General features: G+C 39.9%; 22 protein-coding genes. 13 read left to right on the forward strand and 9 right to left on the reverse strand.

Annotated elements, in window-relative coordinates:
- Positions 1 to 156: 156 nt before the first annotated feature.
- The 10 genes from DWW10_RS08310 (at position 157) to DWW10_RS08355 (ending at position 11,017) form a co-directional block, all read left to right on the forward strand.
- A complete protein-coding gene (locus DWW10_RS08310; RefSeq protein ID WP_147350463.1) occupies positions 157 to 990 on the forward strand; it encodes a hypothetical protein in 834 nt (277 codons plus the stop codon).
- A gap of 12 nt (positions 991 to 1,002) precedes the next feature.
- Positions 1,003 to 1,833 carry a hypothetical protein gene (locus tag DWW10_RS08315; protein ID WP_022394154.1) on the forward strand — a complete coding sequence of 277 codons (831 nt, stop codon included), beginning with the start codon at positions 1,003 to 1,005 and terminating at the stop codon, positions 1,831 to 1,833.
- A gap of 99 nt (positions 1,834 to 1,932) precedes the next feature.
- Positions 1,933 to 3,786: an Hsp70 family protein gene (locus DWW10_RS08320; protein WP_022394155.1), complete on the forward strand. Its 1,854-nt coding sequence runs from the start codon at positions 1,933 to 1,935 to the stop codon at positions 3,784 to 3,786.
- 363 nt (positions 3,787 to 4,149) lie between these two features.
- Positions 4,150 to 4,509 carry a YkvA family protein gene (locus DWW10_RS08325; RefSeq protein WP_182021373.1) on the forward strand — a complete coding sequence of 120 codons (360 nt, stop codon included), beginning with the start codon at positions 4,150 to 4,152 and terminating at the stop codon, positions 4,507 to 4,509.
- 26 nt (positions 4,510 to 4,535) lie between these two features.
- Positions 4,536 to 5,024 carry a YbjN domain-containing protein gene (locus DWW10_RS08330; protein ID WP_022394157.1) on the forward strand — a complete coding sequence of 163 codons (489 nt, stop codon included), beginning with the start codon at positions 4,536 to 4,538 and terminating at the stop codon, positions 5,022 to 5,024.
- Between the two features lie 13 nt (positions 5,025 to 5,037).
- Positions 5,038 to 6,114 (forward strand): ADP-ribosylglycohydrolase family protein, encoded by a 1,077-nt coding sequence (locus DWW10_RS08335; protein WP_022394158.1) that lies wholly within the window; start codon positions 5,038 to 5,040, stop codon positions 6,112 to 6,114.
- Positions 6,115 to 6,161: 47 nt separating this feature from the next.
- The gene (locus DWW10_RS08340) at positions 6,162 to 6,449 is read left to right on the forward strand and encodes a hypothetical protein (RefSeq protein ID WP_022394159.1); all 288 of its coding nucleotides are present in this window, start codon (positions 6,162 to 6,164) and stop codon (positions 6,447 to 6,449) included.
- 2 nt (positions 6,450 to 6,451) lie between these two features.
- Positions 6,452 to 7,639: a WG repeat-containing protein gene (locus tag DWW10_RS08345; protein ID WP_022394160.1), complete on the forward strand. Its 1,188-nt coding sequence runs from the start codon at positions 6,452 to 6,454 to the stop codon at positions 7,637 to 7,639.
- Between the two features lie 20 nt (positions 7,640 to 7,659).
- Complete coding sequence (locus tag DWW10_RS08350) at positions 7,660 to 9,534, forward strand: RelA/SpoT family protein (RefSeq protein WP_022394161.1); 1,875 nt, start codon at positions 7,660 to 7,662, stop codon at positions 9,532 to 9,534.
- Positions 9,535 to 9,709: 175 nt separating this feature from the next.
- Positions 9,710 to 11,017 (forward strand): DUF5723 family protein, encoded by a 1,308-nt coding sequence (locus DWW10_RS08355; RefSeq protein WP_118221188.1) that lies wholly within the window; start codon positions 9,710 to 9,712, stop codon positions 11,015 to 11,017.
- An 86-nt stretch (positions 11,018 to 11,103) separates the two neighbouring features.
- Here DWW10_RS08355 and DWW10_RS08360 read toward each other — a convergent pair whose 3' ends face one another.
- Positions 11,104 to 12,204 (reverse strand): DUF2027 domain-containing protein, encoded by a 1,101-nt coding sequence (locus tag DWW10_RS08360; RefSeq protein ID WP_118421277.1) that lies wholly within the window; start codon positions 12,202 to 12,204, stop codon positions 11,104 to 11,106.
- 148 nt (positions 12,205 to 12,352) lie between these two features.
- Here DWW10_RS08360 and DWW10_RS08365 point away from each other — a divergent pair, with 148 nt between their 5' ends.
- From DWW10_RS08365 to DWW10_RS08375, 3 genes are read left to right on the forward strand one after another with little or no spacing between them, the layout of a single operon-like run.
- Positions 12,353 to 13,582, forward strand: coding sequence for an S-adenosylmethionine:tRNA ribosyltransferase-isomerase (locus tag DWW10_RS08365; protein WP_118421276.1), 1,230 nt, complete (start codon positions 12,353 to 12,355; stop codon positions 13,580 to 13,582).
- A gap of 37 nt (positions 13,583 to 13,619) precedes the next feature.
- Positions 13,620 to 14,201, forward strand: a complete 582-nt coding sequence (locus tag DWW10_RS08370) for an ORF6N domain-containing protein (protein ID WP_022394165.1) — start codon at positions 13,620 to 13,622, stop codon at positions 14,199 to 14,201.
- Positions 14,198 to 14,704, forward strand: a complete 507-nt coding sequence (locus tag DWW10_RS08375; protein WP_022394166.1) for an NUDIX hydrolase — start codon at positions 14,198 to 14,200, stop codon at positions 14,702 to 14,704. The genes DWW10_RS08370 and DWW10_RS08375 overlap by 4 nt, the downstream gene beginning before the upstream one ends.
- A 511-nt stretch (positions 14,705 to 15,215) precedes the next feature.
- On the opposite strand, the gene DWW10_RS08380 is transcribed toward DWW10_RS08375, so the two are convergent.
- From DWW10_RS08380 to DWW10_RS08415, 8 genes are all read right to left on the reverse strand, one after another.
- Positions 15,216 to 16,664: an AAA family ATPase gene (locus DWW10_RS08380; RefSeq protein WP_118421198.1), complete on the reverse strand. Its 1,449-nt coding sequence runs from the start codon at positions 16,662 to 16,664 to the stop codon at positions 15,216 to 15,218.
- Between the two features lie 199 nt (positions 16,665 to 16,863).
- Positions 16,864 to 18,252 carry a phosphoglucosamine mutase gene (gene glmM / locus DWW10_RS08385; RefSeq protein WP_022394169.1) on the reverse strand — a complete coding sequence of 463 codons (1,389 nt, stop codon included), beginning with the start codon at positions 18,250 to 18,252 and terminating at the stop codon, positions 16,864 to 16,866.
- Between the two features lie 39 nt (positions 18,253 to 18,291).
- On the reverse strand, positions 18,292 to 18,894 hold the full coding sequence (locus DWW10_RS08390) for a BamK family beta-barrel-assembly machinery protein (protein WP_022394170.1): 603 nt from the start codon (positions 18,892 to 18,894) through the stop codon (positions 18,292 to 18,294).
- 103 nt (positions 18,895 to 18,997) lie between these two features.
- Positions 18,998 to 20,035 (reverse strand): DHH family phosphoesterase, encoded by a 1,038-nt coding sequence (locus DWW10_RS08395; protein ID WP_022394171.1) that lies wholly within the window; start codon positions 20,033 to 20,035, stop codon positions 18,998 to 19,000.
- Between the two features lie 124 nt (positions 20,036 to 20,159).
- Entirely contained in the window at positions 20,160 to 21,470 is a 1,311-nt protein-coding gene (locus DWW10_RS08400; protein WP_022394172.1) for an HlyD family secretion protein, read from the reverse strand.
- 19 nt (positions 21,471 to 21,489) lie between these two features.
- Positions 21,490 to 23,697, reverse strand: coding sequence for a peptidase domain-containing ABC transporter (locus DWW10_RS08405; RefSeq protein ID WP_022394173.1), 2,208 nt, complete (start codon positions 23,695 to 23,697; stop codon positions 21,490 to 21,492).
- Positions 23,694 to 24,812, reverse strand: coding sequence for a 6-bladed beta-propeller (locus tag DWW10_RS08410; RefSeq protein WP_022394174.1), 1,119 nt, complete (start codon positions 24,810 to 24,812; stop codon positions 23,694 to 23,696). Before DWW10_RS08410 ends, DWW10_RS08405 begins: the two co-directional genes overlap by 4 nt.
- Positions 24,813 to 24,866: 54 nt before the next feature.
- Positions 24,867 to 25,094 carry a hypothetical protein gene (locus DWW10_RS08415; RefSeq protein ID WP_022394175.1) on the reverse strand — a complete coding sequence of 76 codons (228 nt, stop codon included), beginning with the start codon at positions 25,092 to 25,094 and terminating at the stop codon, positions 24,867 to 24,869.
- Positions 25,095 to 25,105 lie beyond the last annotated feature (11 nt).

A 25,105-nucleotide genomic window follows, 5' to 3' on the forward strand; every position in this document is an offset into this window, starting at 1 on the left:
AATATGAAACTACAAGGTGTTATCATACTTCGAATTGAAGACTTTCGAGAGTTTTTCCACTTTCCGGATTTTTGGAATTCACGCTTTGCATTTGCAAAATATTGGAAAGACAATAATCATCGTATAGCATTTTCCGATGACAGAAAAATTTGCCAAATGCTAGATATCATCATCAGTTGGATTGAAGGAAAAGACTTAAGTTCATATAAAGTGGAAGACAAATGCCTGAGAACAAATAGTAACACGAATTTTGTTCTTTGGAACTATGATCATAGAATCACCAAACTTCCTGAACATAATATGCAAATAGGAGTTGCCGCATTAATGATTATCATAGAAGACAACCCGAAAGCTATTGACAGCATCTTTACCTATCTATTTGCTGAAGAAGGCATATCGGATGTAGACTGGTCGAAACCGGTCAATATAGTACATGCCGGTGAATGTCACACTATTGAACGATACAAAAAAGAAGACAAGGGTAACCTTCGGAATGTTCTTATTGCCAATTGTTCAGAAAACGGTGAACCTGCTATTATAGAAATAAAAGGATCTGAATCAGTATCCATTGAACCCGGTGACTTTTCACGTCTCTTGATGATTGGTAATAAAGCCGTAGGTTTTTTAACTAACCAAGAAGGATTTAAGGTCGATACATCCTCATATGCTTCAATGACTCCCGATGGACAACCTGCTATAAGCTTCGTGTCATGTCTGAATGGAGGCTATGCCTACGTTACAGATTACGGTAAGGTAAAGTGTACACTCCAGGAAATAAATCTTCGAGATGTTTCATTTCTGAAGGGGGAGCAAGCTGTTCATGTAGGCGTCAAATGCAATGGTCGCGAAGGATTCGTGCTCACTTCATACCGACGATTATTTATTTTCGACGCAAAAAGCCTCACGCAAGGCCCTATCATGCAAACGGATGTCGTTTTCGCTCAATATGACCGGACTGACACTCTAAAGATTAAAACATTAAATTACTAAATAATAAATAATATGAAACAAAGTAAATCAGAACTTGAAGCATTATTAAATACAAATGCCTCAGTTGAAGCTATTCAAGACAACGCTCGTCAAATCATTTTTGACAACATTAATTTACACGGGCTAACTCCGTCACAGAAACAGGCAATAGAAGCTATTTGCCACAAAGTAACTATTCCTTTGTCAATGGGTATTAAAATGCCCTATCTGCCTATTGTTTCATCACAAGAAAAGACAAGGATATTTTCTCCTATTTATAATCTCGCAATTTCGATATTAATTGCATTATCAGGTGTTCTTATTTATTTTGAAATCTTATCTTTAAACATATCACTCCTTATTACAGTTCTTGCAATTTACCTTGCTGTCAGTTCTTTCAAGCTACACCAGATATCTGAAAAAGAAAAGGAACAAAAAGAAGAAAAAGCAGTTGAACCTACCCTCCATATTACAACAAACATTACCGAAATAGAAAACCTTATTAATGAGCAGATTACAAGTATCAACCAAGTCATCGCAATCATAAAGGGTTCAAACAAAGGTGATGACCCATTAATGGACTCTCATTTAGAAATTCTCAAATGGATGCAGCGCCTTTACAACAATGCAGTACGATTGGAAAAAATTGGCACCGAACGTTTCAGAGAAGACATAAGCTATATTTTGGACTTTTTTGATTATGATCTTATTATTTATTCCCCTGAAGAAAGTGAGAACTTCAATGTGGAACATATCAAAATGGAAGTATCAGAACCTAACACAGTATCCCCGGCTATTTTCCATCGTAAAGAAGAGGGAAGAGAGATTGTTCTGAAAGGAAAAGTTTTTCTACCAGAAGTTTAGAACAGTAGCCTCAATAAGGCTACCAATAAAACAGTCCCCATATCCCTAAACTAAATAATTCTACTATTATACTCTAACACATTAAACAACTATTTAATCATGGAAGAAGAAAAACAGTATTGCGTATGCATTGATTTTGGTCACGGAGAAACAACAGCCTCATATATTGATCTCACAGCTACCTACCCGGAAAATAAAGAAGGTGCTTATGATGTACCTAAACTCAATATTCTAAAAGGGAGTACTGACGAAGCACGCAAGGTCGAAACTGTTATTTGTCGAGGAGAAGACGGTCAATGGAAATTTGCCACCGACCAAGAAGACTTTGCCCGTCCGGATCTCGCCATGCAGTTCAAGGCCGAAGTTAACAAAATGGAAGAAGACGACAAGGAGCATTATAAAGCTTTTATTAATCTCGTTTTCAAGGCTATTATTGCCAACAATAATAGCCTGCATTTCGATGAGAACAATCCGCAAGACCGCAACTTCGATTTATGTATTGCCTGTCCTTCAGCGTGGGGTGAAGACGATAAAAATGGGCATAACTCCGTCATTGAAGATTATAAAAATTTCTTTTTAGAGGCTCTACCAATTAATGAGATCAAATTTATCATTCGAGAAAGTGATGCTGCCTTCTTTAAATTCATTCACCTAACCAAACAAAATCCTAATCTAAAAATTCTTGTTATAGATTTAGGTTCAAGCACTATCGACTTCACTTATTACCCTCATAATGAAAACAATAAATATCCACAAGGCGCAGCAAATGGAGCCAGTCGTGTAGAACGTGCTATTCAAGATTGGTGCACAGAAACACAAGATACATATAAAAAAGCAAAATCTGTTATCCCAGCTGTCTTGGAGGAAACAGACAACAAGAAAATAAACTGGGAAATGTCAGTACGACATTACATCAAGGAGCAAAAAGAAGTTTTTTACACAAAAAGCCAGAATAAAATGGGCTTAAATCTTCAAACTAGCAGAGTAGTAGGAGACATACTTACTGATAAAATTGAGACTAAGTATGATTGCTTGGATATTCTCTACCATTGTAATATTAATAAAGAATTTTTAGACGATCCGATTCTAACTGATTATCGTTCTGATTTAAAAGACGATCTCAAAAGGCTGCACAATAGCGGCGTGGCACCGGAAATGATTTTGTTAACAGGCGGTGCATCACGTATGCCGTGGATTAAAGATCTTGTAGAAGATGTTTTTCAAGGAACGGAAGTATTTTGTGACAATAATCCATCTTATGTAGTCTCTGATGGGATTGCCTTGTATGCTTACGCAGATAGTAAGTTCCGCAAAATGCTTGAGGAAATGGAGACCACCATCAAAAACGAACTCACGGATGATATACTCGTTGAGTTCATTGAAGACGCTGTTAATGATGCATTCAAGGAAGTGCAATTACCACCTATATTAAAAATATGCGATGATTTTATTGAAGGGAAGTTCACAACATTAAGAGCTCTTCTCAACAAAGTAGAGCAACACAATAATAGTATTATTGGAGCTAATGCAACTCAAATCAACACGCAAGTTTCCAACAAAGTTCACGCAAAACTCGACAATATGATATCAGGTAAAATAAACAAAATCTTCCAAGAATGTTTTCATACAAAGTCTTCTATCTCATTTCAACTCAATTGGAATAAGGTAGACTTTTCAAGTGCTCCCATAGATAATGATTATGATGCAAGAATAATCTATGAGATTGGTGATGCGCTATTCTGTCAAGGCATATTTGGTGGCACGCTTAAATATGATAGAGAACGTGATTGGAACGAACGTAAACAATTTGGCGAAAACTTCCGTAAATGTCAAGAAGGTGCAACGTTTAGGCTGTCAGAGCCTATCAGATTGTCTACATTAGCTGCATGCAATAGCTCGATAAATCAAACACTCAACACTGTAAAAACAAAGGGGCTCTTCTGGATTTACTAACATATATGCTGTTTCTATAACATTTAGGAGTGGAAAACAAAGTACATCTTTTCCACTCCTAACTTTAATATGAAGCAAACATTTAGATACAACAACAATTCTACACTGACATTTATCAATGTAAACTATACTCAAACATTTTATCAATAAATTACTCTAAGATGGAAAAACAATATTGCGTATGCAAAAGTAAGCAATGAATTAAGATAAATAACCTTTTGCCTCAGATTTCATATCATACTGCAATAGGAGCATAAATCTCAAGTCTCCTTTTCTCACCATAACTCCCAATAGTTATTTTTCTTTTTAGTTGCAAGATTTCTCTGTATGTCTACTCTATATAAATAAATAACAAAAAGAACTATTATGAGAAAGAAAACGATTATCAACTACCCTCTATTATGGGAAAAGCTTGGCGAGTATGCCAGAAAAGCAGGAAGAGCAGGTGCACGTCCTTTACTCTTATTGTATTATGTAATGAAGAGTCCTGATACTCCGAAAACAGACAAGCTACTCATTGCATCTGCAATCTCCTACTTAGTGCTCCCCATTGATTTAATTTCGGCTAAACGCCTACCCATTATCGGCTGGATAGACGAAGTAGTATCACTAACCATTGCCTATCAAAAAGTATGCAAATACATTACTCCCGAAATCGAATCGGAAGTAAATAACGTTCTGGAACGATGGTTTCCCGAATGTAAATATGAACTAATATCATAGAACTCTATAATAGAAAGGAAACAATCATGGAAACAACAGCATTGAAACCCTTAAGAATCCATCTGCAAGAATTCTTAGAAAGCGTTGGCGCAGATTATCAATGTGACGAAGAAAATCACTTCTATGCTTTTGGTATGACAAGCAATGGAATGAACTTAAAAGCCTTCATTCTGTACAACGAAGAAAACGACTGGATAAGATGCCACATTCCTATGCCAGCCAAAGTTCCGGAAGAAAAAAGAACTGCTGCTATACTTCTTCTGAACAAAATGAATCATGAGGCACCCGGAATATGCCTCAATTTGGATGAGGAAGATGGAGAAATTGTATCTACGATGATGGTTAATACAGATAACGGTGCTATCAACTACTCTATCATAAATGCCATGATCCAAACTTGTTATAACGCAGTTGATACCTGCATACCGAAAATTATGCGAATAATATACCAGCAACCGGAAGATATGTTATTGCAAATCTCCAGTAAACAAATTAATAACAGCATAGCAAATTAAAAAGAACAATATTATGGATGAGAAAACACAAAAAGACAGAATACGTGGTTCATTAATAGGTGGAGCCATAGGTGACGCTTTAGGGTATCCTGTAGAATTTATAGATTCGTATACAGGTATTCAAAGAAGATATGGAGATGCAGGAATTACCCGTCTTGACGTTAGACAATGGTGGAAGAACGAAGATAATTCTACCGGGAAAGCTTGGATTTCTGATGATACACAGATGACCTTGTTTACAGCCTGTGGTATATTAAATGCAAAAGAAAAAGGGAGTGCTCCTATACCCAGCATTTGTGAAGCTTATATAGAATGGTATTACACTCAATTAGGTAGGAGGAGTAAGCGCTTCAATGAATGCTGGATCGGGGATATTCCGGAATTAAACCAGCGCAGGGCACCCGGCAATACCTGCCTCACTGCTCTTTCTGATATTATTGCGGGAAAAAGCCCTCACAATAACAGCAAAGGATGTGGCGGAGTTATGCGCATAGCTCCCATCCCTTTATATGGCCTAGCCCAAGGAAGAATATCTAATATAGATGCACTTGACCGTCTTGCAGCAGATACAGCAGAACTTACTCATCAGCATCCATTAGGTTTTATTCCTGCAGTTCTTATTTCCCATCTCATTTATCGTCTGGCAACCGACGAACATCCGGAAAAGGAAACATTCAAGGAGTATATCAGGGAAGGACTAGAATCCACACAGCGGATGTTTTCCAACCATGCCGAAGAAGTTGAAAAATTTGTTTCTTTGGTAAAGAAGGCTATTCTTTTATCAGACATTTCAACTGATGATGTACGTACCATCGAAGACGAATTAGGGGGAGGTTGGGTCGCTGAAGAAACTGTTGCTATAGCCATCTACTGTACTTTAACCCATTTCGAGAACTTTGAAAAAGCCATGATCGCAGCTGTGAATCATGCAGGTGACAGCGATTCTACGGGGGCTGTAACTGGTAACTTGTTAGGTGCAACTATTGGTTACGATGCGATACCCCAATTCTATAAAGATGACCTGGAACTGCATGATGTAGTATTGCATATCGCTGACGACCTGTATCACGGTAAAACAACACCTAAATAAAAGCAATGAACATCTATAATGAAAGCCAATAATTCAGTAAGAGAAGTATGAGACACAAGAAAAAATCCTTCATGGCAGATTATAGTATTATTAATGGAAAATATTTTTTCTGTTATGATGCTAGTAACGGTTCATGTTTTGGTAACGATTCAAAGCAAACATATATCATTAAGGATATTGATGCAAAGACTTTATTTACCACTCTTGGAATTAAGGATGAGAGTGGTTTGAAATGGGCTCTTGACAGATTGCCCGATGCGGATAATGATATTACCCGATTGAAAGAATTCTGTGATGAGAACTGTATTTCCTATTATTATAAAATGGAGGATTAAAAATGAAACGAGCAATCATTTTATTTTGGCATGGACTAACCGGCATTCTGACCGGTATTGCCAATTGGATTACAGTAGTTTTAGGAATGAAAGATAACTCGAAGTATGGAAAACTCCTGCGCCGTATTGTCGGCACCTGTTTCACTTTATTCGTAATTTTATGCACTGTTGCTGCGACTTGTAGCTTCTTTGAAACACTATGTAACCGCTATGATATTACATTTGCTGATACCCCGAAAGAAGTCTATACGCAATATCTTTCACGCAATGCAACTTTCTGCCGTGATAGTTATTACGAAAAGGGATATGTCATCGACCGCAATGACAACAAGACACTGAAAAATATTCAGTGGATAGCTAAACCTCTGGGTAATGATTCGCTAATATGTTATAGTGATGGGAAACGGCGTGGATACTTCAATATGTTTACTGGGAAAGCAGCCATAAAACCCCGATATGATCATGCGTGGATATTCTCTGATGGATTAGCTTCAGTTGATGATAATGGTTGGATAAAATTTATCGATCCGGCCGGTAAAGTGATTATTGACAATCATCAACCCTATATTCCAGGTATGGAAGGATATGTGTTCCATAATGGATTTTGTGTGGTACATAATGAGTGTAGAGACAAAGTAGGACTGATAGACCTAACTGGCAAGTGGGTTTTAGAACCGCAATATTTCTCTATCCAACAATATGGCACGTTATTGATAGTAAATAACGGTATAGAAGAAACAGTAATGGACACTAAGTTAAATACTATCATCCCTTACGATAAAGCAAGTTACTGGATCCATGACGGTATTATCTTTAGCACGATGCAGGATCACACGATGCGTCAATATGATCTGCAAGGCAATCTCATAGACGACTTCTACATCAGCCATGTAGAGAAAATCACCTATCCTACAAATGAATTGCGCTATGGCACCACAAAGAATTACGATGATAATGGCAAAATAATAAGTGAAACGGAAGATAACGAACCAACCAATATGCAAGCAATCGCCAGATGTATGTGTTATCAGGCAGAACAAGGATGGTACGGCCTGATGTCGCCGGATGGTCGAATCATTACACCTCCTTCATATAGTACCATCACTGCTGTAGGAGCAGATCTATATCTCTGTGAATCTCAGAATGATTACGGCGTGCTACTGAATGGCAAAGGAGAACGGGTAAAATAACAATATTATTCATAAAGACTATGGAACAAGATTACGAAAAACTGATAAAAGAACGTGTAGAAAATCTTTTCCACACAATGGAGCAACGGGTTACCCCAAAAGAAATGGAGCAAATTAAAGCAGCTTATCAGCTGGCTCATGAAGCTCACAAAGGGCAGACGCGCAAAACAGGAGAACCCTATATCATTCATCCGATAGCAGTGGCCCGTATCGTTGCAGAAGAACTTATGCTGGGAGCAAATCCTGTGATTGCTGCTTTCTTACACGATGTGGTAGAAGACACACCACATACCGTAGAAGACATTGAGAAACAATTCGGTGAAGATGTCGCTTTCTTAGTACGTGTGGTGACCAAACAGAAGAAAGAACACTACGAAATGTCCAAACAACTGGATAATTTCAAACAGATGCTCGATTCTGTACATTATGACATACGTGCCATCCTGATAAAACTAGCGGACCGCTTGCATAATATGCGTACACTCGACAGCATGAAGCCTGATAAACAAATGAAGATAGCAGGTGAAACTGATTATTTCTATGCCCCTTTAGCTAATCGCCTAGGCTTGTACGAGATAAAAACAGAACTGGAAAATCTCAGTTTCCGTTTCCGTTGTCCGCATGAATATGCACAGTTCATAGAACTGCTTCAACAAGACAAAAGCGATAATCATACCGATCTAAAATCTTTCACTGATAAGATAGGAAGTATTCTTCAGAAGCATAATATTCAAGCAAAGATAGAGGTACAATATAGAATGCCCTATAGTCTTTGGCATAAGATAAATCAATCCCATAAGGACTTCAAGCACCTGGATCATAGGCATTTCATCCAGATCATTTTTCCCGATGACTTAGAAGCATCGGAAAAGAACATATGCTTAAAAATCTACTCACTATTGACAGATATATTCAAAGAAAAACCGGGTAGTATTGCCAACTATGTGGATTCTCCGAAAGAGAACGGCTATCAAAGTTTTCATGTAAAATTACTGTCCGAACACGGCGTCTGGGAAGAAATACATATCAGCAGCGAACGGATGATTTATAATTCACAGTTTGGCTGTGTAGCCAGCCGTTCAGAAAGCAATATAAAGAAGTGGATCGAAAAGTTCAAGTTCGTTTTACAAGACATTGCTTATCACAGTCAAGATGGCTGGTTCATCGAAAATGTCGTTTCATCTTTTTATAATGATGACATTATGGTCTTTACTCCCAAGGGGCAAGCAGTTATTCTACCACAACATGCCACGGCTTTGGACTTCGCCTTTGAAATACACAGCCGGTTAGGAGAACATGCCCAATATGCCCGTATCAATGGAAAATTATGCTCTATCAAGACCGTACTTCACCGTGGGGATTGTGTAGAAGTTGGAGCAAACGAACAAACACATCCACAGCCGGATTGGATCAATCACGTCTTAACTTATAAGGCAAAACGTTATTTGCGCACTTATCTGTATCGGATGAAAAAGATACCATATCAACGTTGCCCCTACTGTCACCCACTCCCGGGAGATGAAGTCATCGGATTTACAGAAAATGACAAATCAGTAACCATTCATAAACGTGATTGCCCCACAGCTATCCGTTTGGCTTCACAGAAGGGTGATTCCATTGTATCCATCGAATTCAAAGAAGACAATGATATTCTGTATCCGGTACGAATTCATATCAAGGCAATAGACCGCTATCATCTGTTAAGTGACCTGATTGACTGCATCACCAATAAACTAAAGCTTTCTATTGAAAGTTTACACACCACCACAACAGACGAAATAGTGGACTGTTTCATTAATTTTTCGGTCCACTCATTCAATGAGTTACAAATTATTATCAGTCACATCAATCGCATAAAGGGAGTGGATGAAGTACAAAGAGAAGAACTAAAATGAATATTATCATCTTATTCTTCCCACTCAATCCAATTATAAAACCATATAGTCATAAAAACGGCCGTTTATCCAATTTTTATTTATTATATAATTTTGATATAACGAATAGTTCTTTTAACTTTGCGACAACAGATATAAGTAATCATTAACAGTAACCCACAATTTACGAAGCACAATGAGAAAGCTTTTACTTCTGGGGATTTGCATCTCTTTTCTTCTCCCCACAGTTATGCAAGCGCAATACATGCGCTCATCTTACTTTATGGAAGGTAGCAGTACCCGCATGCAGTTGAATCCGGCAATGCAACCCAAGCGTGGCTATGTCAATTTACCTGTAATAGGTTCATTAGCAGCCGAGGTATCCTCCAACTCTCTGGGTATCCAGGATGTTATTGACGTCTTTGACTCTGACGGAGAGTTTTACAACAATGATAAGTTCTACAACCGTCTGAAAGGAATGAATGAGCTGAACATCAATCTCAATACGGATGTCATCTCTTTCGGATTCTATAGAGGCAAAGGATTCTGGTCATTCAATGTAGGAGCACGTGTAGATGTGGATGCAACTATTCCTAAAACCATGTTCGAATATCTGCGTGCCATAGATACAGAAGATTTTACTTGGGGAAGTAGCAGAACCTTTAATATCCAGAATGAGAAATTACGTCTGAACTCTTATATAGAGGTGGGGGCAGGTTATTCACGTGCTATAAACGACCGTCTGACCATAGGTGGTAAAGCCAAACTATTGTTAGGTGCCGGAAACCTGAATTTAAAAATCAACCAACTTTATATATCAGGCAAAGAAGCAGGCCTAGACTCCGAATTTCAACTAAAATCAGATGCCTATCTGGAAGCCTCTGCTAAAGGTCTGGACTTGGAAGAAGAAAATGGATACATCACGGATCTGGACTATAATAATTTCGGTATCAGTGGATACGGAGCAGGCTTAGATCTGGGAGCAAGCTATCAGGTTATGAAAAACCTTACGTTCTCTGCTGCCATCCTCGACTTAGGTTTTATCTCTTGGGGTAAATCAAGCACCCAGATAGCCGAATCAAACAAAGATATCGCTATTGATAAAGATAATTACAGTGAATCTACTGATGTACTGGACTTTGAATTGTACGGTTTGCAGAAGAAAGAGAATAAATCCCGCACCACTTCCTTATCCCCGACTATGGTTTTAGGAGGAGAATACGGATTCCTGAATAATAAACTGGGAGTAGGATTATTATCAACTACCCGCTTCGGTCAGTTAAAGACATATTCCGAATTGACTTTATCCGCCAACTATCGTCCGAACACTTTAATCAACGCTACATTAAGTTACTCCATGCTTCAAGGTGGTGAAACATTCGGCTTTGCTTTCAAGGTAGGTCCTTTGATGCTGGGTACTGACTATATGTTCTTCGGAAATAACTCCAAACATGTAAATGCTTTCATCGGACTTTCTATTCCTTTGGGAAGAAAGAAGATATAAGAGCTACAAAGCTACGAGCTACAAGTACGAGTGCCTTTCGGAATGAAAGCGCAGCTACTTGTAGCTTGTAGCTCGTAACCCCGTAACTATTTTATCGTCACCATCGTCGCTCCAAAACCATATTCCTGGAAAGAAGCATCCTGATGCCGGAAATTCGGATATTTACGTTTCAGCTCTTCCAGCAATGCTTTGCGCAACACGCCATCACCCTTACCGTGAATAAAAACAATGCGCTGTTCACGTTTATTCTTATATTGCTCCAAAACTTCTCGGAATTTGTCCAACTGGTAATTCAATATTTCACTGTTACTCATCCCTTTAGTATCGTCCAGCAATTCTCCGATATGTAAATCAATCTCGATGATACCATTTTGTCCACCGCGCTTCACAATTGGCTGAGACTTTGGTTTATCTTCAGTTTTCTTTTGCAGCAAAGCAGATTGTAAATCTTCAGCTGATACATACACCTGTTTGGTGGGAACATCATCTTTCACTATATCATAAATCAGTGCAGGTGTCTCAAAGAATTCTGATTCCTGGAATGTGTGTAGTTTATAGAACTTCACCGTATCTATGCGAAGTTCCACACTGACTGCCGGCTTCAAAGCAAAAGAACGATCCTCTTTAAAAGCAATGAACTGTACTGCAACATGTTCACGGTCATTCAGTTCCACCTTCTCAAATTCTTCCAGCAGCAACTTCGTATTCGGCTCTACTATTCCATTGGAACGGACATTCCATGCTTTTCCTTCTGCACAGAGGTAAGTGTAATACAGATAGTAATTGCTATCATTCACCAGATAAGATTCGAAAGGAGTAGTACTGACAGCCTTAATATCTTCCGGTACAAAAGCCAGAAAAACATTTAGAATATCTCCCCCACGCATTTCCGGCTGACGGTAAACAGATACCTGCGGCTTGGACAAGCGCTGCACTTCACTATCTTCCTGAACCGGGTGAGAAATAGAAGAACGTACCGGCTTTTCCTCCGCTTTCTTCGGAGCTGCCTTCGGCACCGGCCGGGTCATATTATAATCATCCGTATCAATTACTACGCACTCACGCATGGGCATCGGAATATCAAAGCCATCGGCATCTTCCACCAATACAATATCTTTCCCCCTGAATCCTTTCACGATTCCTCCGCCGATTTCATTGAGGAAACGTACTTTATCACCAATTTTCATCATATCATTTACAATTTAGCTATTTACAATTTATGATTGGAGTTGCTTAAACAAACAATCGTTCTACAAAGATACGGTAACTCAATAAAAAAAGATAGAAAAAAGACGATAAATATCCGTACCTTTGCAGCCCGTAAAGAAGTTTATCATGAAAGAAGATCCAAAACATATCCGTATCAGCGAATTCAATTATCCATTACCGGATGAGCGCATTGCCAAATTTCCTCTGCCGGTGCGCGATCAGTCCAAACTCCTGGTCTACCGTCACGGCGAAGTTTCCGAAGATCACTTCACTTCACTTCCATCCTATCTGCCGGCAGGAAGTCTGATGATATTCAATAATACGAAAGTGATACAGGCACGACTGCACTTCCGCAAAGACACCGGTGCTCTGATTGAAGTATTTTGCCTGGAACCCATTGAACCAAACGACTATGTCCTCAATTTCCAGCAAACCGAACACGCTGCCTGGCTCTGCATGATCGGTAATCTGAAGAAATGGAAAGAAGGCACGCTAAAACGGGAAATGACCGTAAAAGGGCAACCGATAACTCTGACTGCCACTCGTGGTGAATGTCATGGCACCAGTCATTGGGTTGATTTCCGTTGGGATAATCCGGAGATTACTTTTGCTGATATTCTTGAAGTATTCGGAGAACTCCCCATTCCGCCATACTTGAACCGGGATACTCAGGAAAGCGACAAGGAAACCTATCAGACTGTTTATTCTAAAATAAAAGGCTCCGTAGCTGCTCCTACTGCCGGACTACACTTTACCCCCCGTGTACTGGATGCTCTGAAAGAAAAAGGTATTGATCTCGAAGAACTGACATTGCACGTAGGTGCAGGTACTTTCAAACCCGTTAAAAGTGAAGAGATTGAAGGGCACGAAATGCATACGGAATATATTTCCGTGTCACGCGGAACCATTGAAAAGCTGATAGCACACGATGGAAAAGCAATTGCAGTAGGTACTACTTCAGTAAGAACACTGGAAAGCCTCTACCATATCGGCGTTACTCTACTAAAAAATCCGGATGCCACAGAAGAAGAACTTCACGTCTGCCAATGGCAACCTTATGAAACAGCTGAAGAAACTGCAAATATTACATCTGTAAAAGCTCTGCAAGCTATACTCGACTATCTGAACCATCACAATATGGAAGCCTTGCACACCAGCACGCAGATCATTATCGCACCGGGATACGACTACAAGATTGTATGTGCCATGGTCACTAATTTCCATCAACCACAAAGTACATTGCTATTGCTTGTCTCGGCTTTTGTAAAAGGTAACTGGCGCAAGATATATGACTTCGCATTAGGTCATGACTTCCGTTTTCTGAGTTATGGAGATTCTTCATTATTAATACCGTAATCATAGCTGGTACATATAAGGCCCAAAAATATCTATTATGAACGACGAACTAACATTAATTGAAAATAAGATTTACGAAGTACGTGGAACTAAAGTCATGCTGGATTTTGACTTGGCGGAACTTTATGGAATAGAAACAAGAACATTAAAGCAAGCTGTAAGACGAAATATTGAGCGATTTCCTGAAGACTTTATGTTTACGCTGACTAAAGAAGAAGCTAATAATCTGATACACATAGGGGTATCACAAAATGTGATACCCCCCGAATATAATATTGGTGCTACAAGTGTATTTGCCTTTACAGAAAATGGTGTATCTATGCTTTCATCTGTCCTGCGCAGCCCGCTTGCTATTCAAATCAACATCAACATAATGCGAGCATTTACGCGAATGCATCAACTTATTTTTGCATACAAAGAAAATAATCTTTCCGTAAAAGATGAATTGGAACAAATAAAACAACAACTTGCCGAAATAGCCGAAGATTTAGAAAGTAATGAACGAGATCACGAAAGTCTCTTCAACGCCATAGCAGAAATATCTCTCAAACTACAACTTAACCAATCCAATCCCGGACGCATTGCCGTGAAAGGATTTAAAAATGATTCACAACAATGAACAGCGATAATAGCCAAGAAATGTTTCCTATCGTCGACGAACAGGGAAATATCACAGGTGCCGCTACACGTGGCGAATGCCACAGTGGTAGCAAACTCTTGCATCCGGTCATTCACCTTCACGTTTTTAATTCCAAAGGCGAACTGTATATGCAGAAACGTCCCGAATGGAAAGATATCCAGCCGGGAAAGTGGGATACTTCGGTAGGAGGACATGTAGACCTGGGTGAAAGTGTAGAAATGGCGTTGAAGCGCGAAGTACGCGAAGAGTTAGGCATCACCGACTTTACTCCCGAAACTATTACGAGTTACGTCTTTGAATCTGCACGCGAAAAAGAGCTTGTCTTTGTACACAAAACGGTTTACGACGGCGAGATACAACCAAGCGATGAATTGGACGATGGTCGTTTCTGGACCATAGAGGAGATTAAAGAAAATATGGGGAAAGGTGTGTTTACACCGAACTTTGAGGGGGAGATAGAGAAAGTAATCGAACCACTTTAACCTTGATACTAACTGTAATTATGCAGAACTTTATCAAAGCATCTATTTAAAATAATCCCATTAATCTGCAACTTCTAATACAAAAAATCCCCTAAACACTTGACATCGCCTCCTCGATGTCGTATATTTGTATCGGTAAATCTATTTAAGATTCAATTTTAAATTAGCATAAACGGAGAGGCATCGCTTCTCCGTTCTTTTTTTATCTCTACTGCTCCCATTTGAAATGCCACATGTCAGTTTCCCGAATGCCGCACCTCAGTAATCCGAATACCACACCTTAACAATCTAAATGCAAGCCATTTCACCTGTTGAGGTGTGGTATTCGGATTACTGAGGTACGACATTTCGGTTATTCAGCCCTGCGAAACGGATAATGCAATTGAGGCAAACAGATGATGCGTTTGAGGTAAACAGACGGTCTGTTCCGAAAGCAAAAACGGGAGGTTTAAACCTCCCGTCTGTTAATCTTATATAAATCTGCTCTTGACAAAAAAGCAAAGTTACACCGTCATTCCTTGAACAAATCGTCCAAAAGCACCTGGCTCTGAACACAACCGGAATACATATTCTCTTTTAACCCGTAAGTGGTGACAAAAGTCAGCATCAACGACTTTCGTGTATTTGTTTCTTCTCGAAAAGCGGCAATCTTGTTTCTTAACTTTTCTTCATAGCCTTTGTCTATCGCAAACACCGTAGAGTAATATTTCATCTCACAGAGATTTACAGTTTCATCCTTACGATCAATTACCAAGTCTATCTGTGCCCCTTTATCTACAGTAGAACTACTCCATGAACAAACCAACGTCTGCACACCGGCTATTCCGAGTGCCGCCTTTATCTGCCGCACATGGTCCAGACAAAGCATCTCGAAGGCATAACCGCTCCAAGAGGCATGTAGTGGAGTGTTCTGCGAAGTAGTCCAGAAATGTTCATCGCGATAACGATTGGTACGTATGAAGCGAAAGTAAAATAAAGTATAGAAGTCCACCAATTGAAACAAAGCATCTCGCTGCAACCTTCCTGTCGGGCTCATCCTCGGCTTTCCGAAAGGTTCATACCGGCGAATAAAACCACAACTCTCCAATTCTTCAAGGGCTATGCTGAAAGCCCCGTTATTGGTCAGTCCTGTAACCCTGAGCAATTCTTTACGATTCAGTCCTTTAGCCTTCGTGGCAAGTGCAGTTACTATCTGTATATGCAAACCAGCATTCTTGAACAAGGCACGATAGAGGTTTTCAAATTCATCGGACAGCTCTGCTCCACTTTCAAAAAACAACCGGTCAATATTCTGCGCCAAACTGCGGTCTTTCCGCATAAAAGAAAGATAATAAGGAATGCCGCCCAGCACCATATAACACTCTGCAATGTCTCGATGGGAATAAGAGAAACCATTCGCCATGAAGTACTGCTCACATTCATTAAGCACAAAAGGTTCAATAATCATCCGGTGCGTAATGCGGTTGTGCAAACCACCGCGATTCTTTATCAACTTGTTTATCATCCATGAAGTGGCAGAACCGCAAACAATCAACTTCACATCCGTGCGAACGGCTGCCCAGCTATTCCAGAAATTCTCAAGTGCACTGACAAACCCCGATTTAGGCGTGTCCATCCACGGCAGTTCGTCTATAAAGATCACCTTCGGCCCATCGGGTAATGTCTCCAGATAACGGGCAAGTTCATAAAAAGCCAAGATCCAGCTTTCGGGTACAGACAAGGTAGGCGATCTTTTATGCCTTTGAAGAGCAATGCCGAAGTTCGTCAACTGCTCTTTCATACTTGCATTATCCATCCCTGTTACATAAAAAGCAAAGTTGTCCGCTGCCATCTGACGGATAAGAAATGTTTTTCCTACACGACGACGACCATAGACCGCTACAAATTCCGACTTATTGGAACTGATGTATTCCCTCAAGGCTTCCAATTCCTTTTTACGTCCTATCAACTTTACGTTCATCGGTCTTTCCTCCATTTATAACTTGCGCAAACATAACAAAAAACACCCGTTTACGCAAATTATAAACTTATAATCTGCGCAAACACCGATTTTCACCCCCGTTTGCGCAAATTATGATTCCATCGGCTACGTTAATCAGAAAAAAGTCCCGCCTTTCTCTTCTGGAAAAGCGGGACTTGTCATTATCGTTTAATTCAGCTTACTTCGCTAAATCTTCAATCACCTTCATTATCTTCTGACCGATTTCTTCTGCCGCTTCTGCTGTAGACGCTTCACTATACACGCGGATAATCGGCTCGGTGTTACTTTTACGCAAGTGTACCCACTTATCGGCAAAGTCTATTTTCACACCATCAATGTCATTGATTTCTTCATCCTTATAAATTTCTTTCACCTTAGCCAGAATAGCATCCACATCCGTTTCTGGAGTCAGATCTACGCGATTCTTTGCCATGAAGTAAGCAGGATAAGTTGCACGAAGCTCGCTCACCTTCTTGCCTTCATGTGCCAGATGGCTCAGGAACAAGGCAATACCAACCAGCGCATCACGTCCGTAGTGACTTTCCGGATAAATGACTCCGCCATTACCTTCGCCACCAATTACGGCACCCACTTCTTTCATCTTGGTGGTAACGTTTACTTCGCCTACGGCAGAAGCAAAATATTCCTTGCCATACTTGCGGGTTACATCACGCAAAGCACGTGTAGAACTCAAGTTAGAAACTGTATTACCCGGAGTATGCTTCAACACATAATCGGCTACACTCACCAGCGTGTATTCTTCGCCATACATTTTTCCATCTTCGCAAATCATTGCCAAGCGGTCTACGTCAGGGTCAACTACGAAAGCCACATCAGCCTTGCCACCTTTCATCAGGTCCATAATGTCACCCAGATTCTTTTCAAGTGGTTCGGGATTATGTTGGAAATCACCGGTCGGTTCGCAATAGAGTTTCTCTACATGCTGTACACCCAATTGTTCCAGTAACTCAGGCAGAATAATACCACCCACAGAGTTCACACAGTCAATAGCCACGCGGAAGTTCGCCTTTCTGATAGCTTCTACATCTACCAGACTAAGCGCCAACACACTGTCTATATGTTTTTGATTGTAAGTCAGATCCTTGCGATATGATCCCAGATGATCTACATCAGCAAAGTCAAATTCTTCAGCCTCGGCAATGCGGAGTACTTCGTTACCTTCGGCAGCATTCAGAAATTCGCCGCGTTCATTCAACAATTTCAGGGCATTCCATTGTTTCGGATTGTGCGAAGCAGTCAGGATAATACCACCACTGGCGCCTTCCATAGTTACGGCCAATTCAGTGGTCGGTGTAGAAGCCAGATCGATGTCCACTACATCCCATCCCATACCCATCAGGGTACCTACTACTACATTCTTTACCATTTCACCCGAAATACGGGCGTCGCGTCCTACTACAATTTTGTTGCTTTTTACCGTGCACGTTTTGCGAATAAGTGTGGCATACGCTGATGTGAATTTCACAATGTCAAGCGGATTCAAGCCCACACCGGCTCCTCCGCCAATAGTTCCGCGGATTCCAGAGATAGATTTGATTAGAGTCATTAGGTTAATGATTTAAAGATTGTTGGTTATATACTATAATTACCTATAGATTTGGTATTTACGGATATCATAGTAATAAGGGTATACGGACTGCATAGCTGTGCTGTGTCCCATCTTTGAAGGAACGATCAGTCTGACGTGTGCCATGTCACGTACATAGGTCAACGGCACCAACCAGCCTGCGGGAACAGAAGTTCCATAATAAGAATACATCAATCCTTGAGTAAACTGACCGGCAATGGAAGAACTCGTTACCCGGTAATTAAATTCATCCACTACTTCCGCAAATCCTAAGTTAGACATTGTCGTATCTCCTTGAATGAGGCCGTATTCCATGAAACGTACCAATATTTGGTCGTTCGCTTTTACTGTATCAGCAGGATTTTTAGAGCCTTTATCCCGTATTTGCATATATACGCCGCTGGCAAGTTGCACATATTCATTCTTTAGTGTATCCGTAGTCGAGTCGTTTCTGTAAAACTCCGTTTGGGATATAACCTTAATATTATTGTCCTTTATAAATGCTTTGATGGCATCTTTTTCCTCCTCCAGCATTTCTGCATAAGTCTTGGTGTTATCACAAGCCTGGAAAGCCAGACCACATGCCAGCAAAGACAAAAAGAATAATGTAAGTTTCTTCATTATCTGTTATTTAGTAATTCCGTACAAAAGTATTCGATTTCGTTGAAAGTTGAAAGCTCTACGAGGAAAGTTCGTATCTTTTAACCTTTGTGCCCCTCTTTTTTTATCCTTTCGCATTCAATAAAGGCTTGAATTTCTCTAAAGCACGTTCCAGGACTTTCTTTGCTTCCTCCAGCGTACCATAAAATTCACCACCGGAAGCATTCAGATGTCCGCCTCCATTGAAGAATTCAGCAGCTAATTGATTGCAAGGAAATGTACCCACAGAACGCAATGAAACCTTAATCATCGGCTTCTCCGTGTCTTCACGCAGGAAGCAAGAGAAAACCACGTCTTTTATACTCAAAGGAATATTTACAAATCCCTCGCTGTCTCCCCGGATATAATTGAAACGTCCCTGCTCATTTTTTGTCAATGAGATCAAGGCAGAATGATAATCGGGATAAACCTGCATATTTGAAAGCACATACCCCATCAGTCGCAAGCGACTTTCAGAGTAAGTATTATAAACTTTCCGGTAAATGTCATCCTTATCGATACCCTTGGAAAGTAATTCACTGATGATAAAATAAATCTCCCGGTTATTGGAGTTATAAGTAAATCCACCCGTATCGGTCATCATACCGGTATAGATGCACTCTGCTCCTTCTTTGGTTATTTCATTGAAATACCCCATGCGGCATATCAAGCGGAATACAAGCTCCGAAGTAGAAGAAATATTGGGGTGTGAAATTGTGATATCACAAAAATCTTCGGGATACAGATGATGGTCTACCAAAATCTTCTTCCCTTTTGCTGCCTTTATTGCATCCGCCATTGCATCAATACGACTCAAAGCATTGAAATCCAGACAACAGATTATTTCAGCCTCAGCAATCAGCTTATCGGCAAATTCTTTGTAGCGGTCATAGAGTAATACATCTTTGCTACCCGGCATCCATCGCAGAAAGTCGGGGAAAGCATTCGGCACAATGACATTTACCGTTTTATCTTGTGAATTCAGGAAGTGCCACAATCCCAATGAAGAGCCTATGGCATCGCCATCCGGCGCTACATGGGCTACAATTACAATTCTCTCCGCATGCCCCATCCATCTGGCAAAACGATCTATTTTGGCTTGTTCTATTACTTTTGTTAACATTTGATTATTTACGATTAGACGATTTACGATTGAACGATTAAAGTTACTTCCATCGTTCATACTAATTGAATGGGCAAAAGTACGAAAAAGTTCGGGAGTTGGCGGAAAGTAGCAAAGGTTTTATTTAGTCTTCGTATTCTACTATCTTCCTTAACGGGGCTAATAAACGTTCCAATACATTTCTGTCTGCCAATATAATGTCTGCCGTGCCTTTCAATTCACGTAAAGTCGGAAGGGTTTTACCATAATTCGTGTGCAAACCTTCCGGCAATACTATTTCCACTACATAAAGTCCATCTTCCGTCGGAGCCGGAGAGATACTTTCCACCTTTCCTCTCACATAGCCAAACTCTTGATCGGGGTAATTATCCATACGGATATGCACTTTCTGTCCTACTTGCACCTTTCCCGAACCTTGTAAAGGGAGTTTGGCTTTACCAACCACTTTCGACTCTTCGGAAGGCTGAACCACAAAAACAGTCTCACCCGACTGTACATTCTGATTGCGGCTCCAAACTGTCATAAAAGTTATCTTACCGCAAATAGGACTACTAAACAGATAGTTCTGTGCCCACGAACTCAGTTGTGCCTGAAGCTGCTCAATTGCATTTTTCAATTCAAGCCTGCGGTTCTGTTCCTCATCATAAGCCTGTTTACCCAAGTCCAGCAAGTTTTCCTCCTGTTGTTTTAACTGCATTTCAGCCTGCAGCAAACTCATGCCGGAAGTTTCTCTGGTACGTAAACTCTGTAAATAACGGCTGCCCGACTCTTCAAATTCTGCCACAATCATTGCATTTCTCGCATACAAAATGGAATCCCGGTCGTACATACTCTGCGCCAGTTCCATTTCTTTTTCGGTCAGTGTATGTTCACGCTCCACCAAGTTAAGATAAGAGCGTTGCCCAGCCAGTTGTTTCTTTCCTGCATCCATCTTCTTTGCATAATAATCTTGCTGGATAAAGCGAACATAATCTGAAAGAGCAATCATAAATGAAGCATATGCAGACTGCAATTCTCCCAACTGCAAACGCTTACCTATAAAATATTCAGCCCCTTTCGCCGGTTCATAACCTGCTATTCCCCACTCTTTCATACGGTCTGTCAGCCATAGTACATCTTCCGTAACAGAAGCATTCTGAATGACTCCCAAATGTTCGCCTGCCCTCACCGTATCGCCATTGTGTACATATAAAGTATCTATTTTACCCATAGAACGTGCCAATATAAAAGCTGGAGGTTCCTCAGTGGTCAGTGTCACTTCCGCCTGCAAAACATCCGGATATTTAAAAATCCAGCCCCCTGCCAGTAAAGCTAACAGAATAATGAACAGCACAGTTATCCCCCATCTCACCACCCAAGGTGAAATGTGATTCATCACTTCCTGCACTTCCTCGCTGCGCAGTTCTATCTCTTTATATTTCTTCTCCTCTTCCACTATCTTAAATTACCAATTTCTAATTACCCAGCTCCAATTGATTCTTTACCAACTGGTAATATAAACCCTTCCGTTCCGCCAATTCCTTGTGGGTTCCCTCTTCGGCTATTTTGCCTTTATCCAGTACTATGATATTATCTGCATCTCTCACCGTACTCAGCCGGTGAGCCACAACAACAACTGTTTTCCCTTTATAAAATACATGCAAATGCTCCATTATCTCGCGCTCATTATTCGCATCCAGTGCATTGGTAGCTTCATCAAAAAACAGATAATCCGGATTCTTATACACCGCACGGGCTATCAAAATACGCTGTCTCTGCCCTTGGCTGATGCCATTTCCTTCCATACCGATTTTAGTATTGTATCCCAACGGTAAGGAATCTATAAAGTCACGAATATTGGCAATGGTCACCGCATGTCTCAAACGTTCAATATCAATCTGCTCCTCACCTACCGCAATATTCTGTGCAATTGTCTCGGAGAATATAAAACCATCCTGCATCACAGACCCGGTTCGGGCACGCCATAAATGTGGATTAATGTTCTCTAACGGAGTATCCTGTATCTTTATCGCTCCTTTATTGGGAGTATAAAAGCCAAGCATCAATTTTATCAAAGTTGTTTTACCACTACCACTTGCCCCTACAATCGCCGTCACTTTATGCTGAGGGATATTGAAAGAAACATCATCCAGTACATAATCTCTGTTTGCACCGTCATAACTGAATGAAACATTCTCTAGCCGTATATCTCCTTTTTCCGGTAACACTGTAAGTTTTGACGAAATATCCTGTTCCTCGTCTTTCCGTCCATGTATCTCGTTCAGACGCTCCAAACTAATTTTGGCATCCTGAAATTGCTGTGCAAAACCAATAAAAGAAGATACCGGAGAACTCAACTGACCGATAATATAGGTCAGAGACATCATCATACCCAACGTCATCTGTCCATCTATTACAGCTTTTGCCGCAATAAAGGAAATCACAATGTTGGTAGTTTGATTAAAGAATATGGAACCCACTTGCTGAATTTGTCCCAGTGCCAAACCTTTTATGCTAATTTTGAACAGTTTCACCTGTATACGTTCCCACTGCCAGCGTTTCTGAGTCTCACAGTTATTTAGTTTGATTTCCTGCATAGCAGTTACAATTTGTATCAGGTTGCTTTGTTCGCCTGCCGCTTGTGCAAAACGGCGTATATCCAATTCCCGCCGATACTTCATAAAAACGAGTATCCAACACACATACAAAGTGTTGCCCAATAAGAAGATACCTAACACTGTCAAATTATAATAAGCAAGTACAAAGCCAAAAATAAAGAAATTAACAAAGGAAAAGAGTGTGGTAATGGATGACCCTGTCAGGAATGTTTTGATACGTTCATGATCACCGATACGTTGCATAATATCACCTACCATTTTTGAGTCAAAGAAGTGCAATGGCAATTTCATTAGCTTAGCCAGAAAATCAGATATTAAAGAAATAGTAATACGTGTGTTAACATGTAATAGTATCCAACTGCGAATAAACTCTACCGAAAGTTGCGAAACAGAAATTATGATTTGTGCTATCAGTACCAGAATGATAAAATTCAAATTGCTATCACGGATACCTACGTCCACCAATGATTGCGTCAGAAAAGGGAGAATCAATTGCAACAAGCTGACTGTTAGCATCCCCAATATCAACTGTATCAATTGTTTTTTATAAGGGGTGAGATATCTCAGAAAGAAAAGCAATCCTCTTTCCCTAATTTCCGGTTCATCCTCACGATGATAAAAGTCCGGTCCGGGTTCCAATATCAATGCAGTACCGACATCTTCCCCCTCTGTCCTTGTCGACAGCCAGCACTTCTTAAATTCCTGTTCATTATAAGTCACCATCTGCTTTCCGGGATCAGCAATCTGAAACCAATATTCCCCTTTTCTTTTTTTAATGCCATAGCAAACTACAAAATGGTTTTGATCCCAATGTAAGATGCAAGGTAACGGTACATCCGTAATAAATTGTTCAAATGATACATAAACTCCTGACGTCCGAAAACCAATAGCCTCTCCCGCATCACTAATCCCCAATAATGATACTCCTTCACGGGATATAAATGAGCGTGCACGCAATGTCTGTAATGAATAGCTTTTACCATAGTATTTAGCAATCATCCGCAAACAGGTAGGACCACAATCCATTGCATCCGCCTGATGATAATATGGGAACGAGTGTTTCATTTATTCAGCCTTATTAATACCAAAATAGGATTATCCTCATCCTCATATGATAAATTCCCCAAAGAATCTTTCATATCATCCGGTAACTCATTTACCTTTGCTCCCATCAAAAGATATTCGCGCCCATCTATTCGTTCATAAGCAAAAAAGTGATTCAAAAGCGACAACTTACTTTTCGGCACTACATGTGAATCATCCAATTTATAAGTTTTCTTTTCCTTTTTATCATAATAAGATAAAAAGACTTGTGCACTGACATGCCTCATTGTATTCCAACGAAGTAATAAAAAATGATCAGCATCAACGAGAGCCGTACATATTCTCCGGTCATCATCAGGAACTTCAAAATTGTCAGTATCCAACAAACGAAACTTTCCTTTGTCCCATAGATAAGCTATCTCTGTTTCCATCCCATTAACATGAAAAACGGTATCATTAAAAAGATCCCAATATACAAACGAATCTTTATCTTTTACATTAACACCAAATAACCCATACGAAGCTGCATAATCAGCTCCAAGTTGAATCTCATTACTACGCCGATATGTCTTCATCTGTCCCTTAGTATCCGTAATTATCCAAAATAAAGACTTACGCGTCTCACCTCCCAAACAATTTCGATAAAAAAAATATATCAATCCATTTCTATAGTACATTTGTATAGGATATAGACCATCATCGGGAAGTTCTACTGAAAAGGAATTCAGAAACTCTCCATCAAAATTATAAACTATAAGCTTCCTTGGTAAACTGTAGACATATATTCTTTCATTCTCTTTATCCATTGCTATAGCTTTATAATTGGTATACTCTTGGGGAGCACCTCCGACGCGACCTATTTTCTGTAGAAAAGTTCCTTGTCTACTATATTTTAAAATTCCTTCACTAGTATCAAAAAACATACAGTCATCATCAATCAAAAAATGTCTTCCTATTCCCTTAATCAGTATGGACGTATCTAAAGGAATATACATAACTGTATCTACAAATTCAGAAATACTGATGAACTCAGAAATATGTTCTTTCGGATCAAGAATCAAATACGGGCTTTTCTCACTCTTAAAACAAGATAAAAGGAGAAGACTTAAAAACAAACTGTATATACATACTTTCATAATGTCAGTGATTTATCAGTGGTAAGATTTATCCTACCACTGATATTATATTAATTAGTGACAAGAAGCCAAAGCTTCAGTTCCTTCCGATTCTCTTTGAATCGTAATTAACAATTCTGCACCACTTGCACTATAGGCGCATACCACACCTTTACTTGTTACATCGCTACCCACATAGATAGTAGTGCAAGTGTAAAGTTTTTCACCTGAAGCACAAAGATTTGAAACTGCTGCACCGCCATGAATCTGCTTCATTTCTGCAACATCTAAAACTCGTTTCATAAGCATAAAAT

It is taken from the genome of Bacteroides intestinalis (assembly GCF_003464595.1).
In the GTDB taxonomy this organism is placed as follows: domain Bacteria; phylum Bacteroidota; class Bacteroidia; order Bacteroidales; family Bacteroidaceae; genus Bacteroides; species Bacteroides intestinalis_A.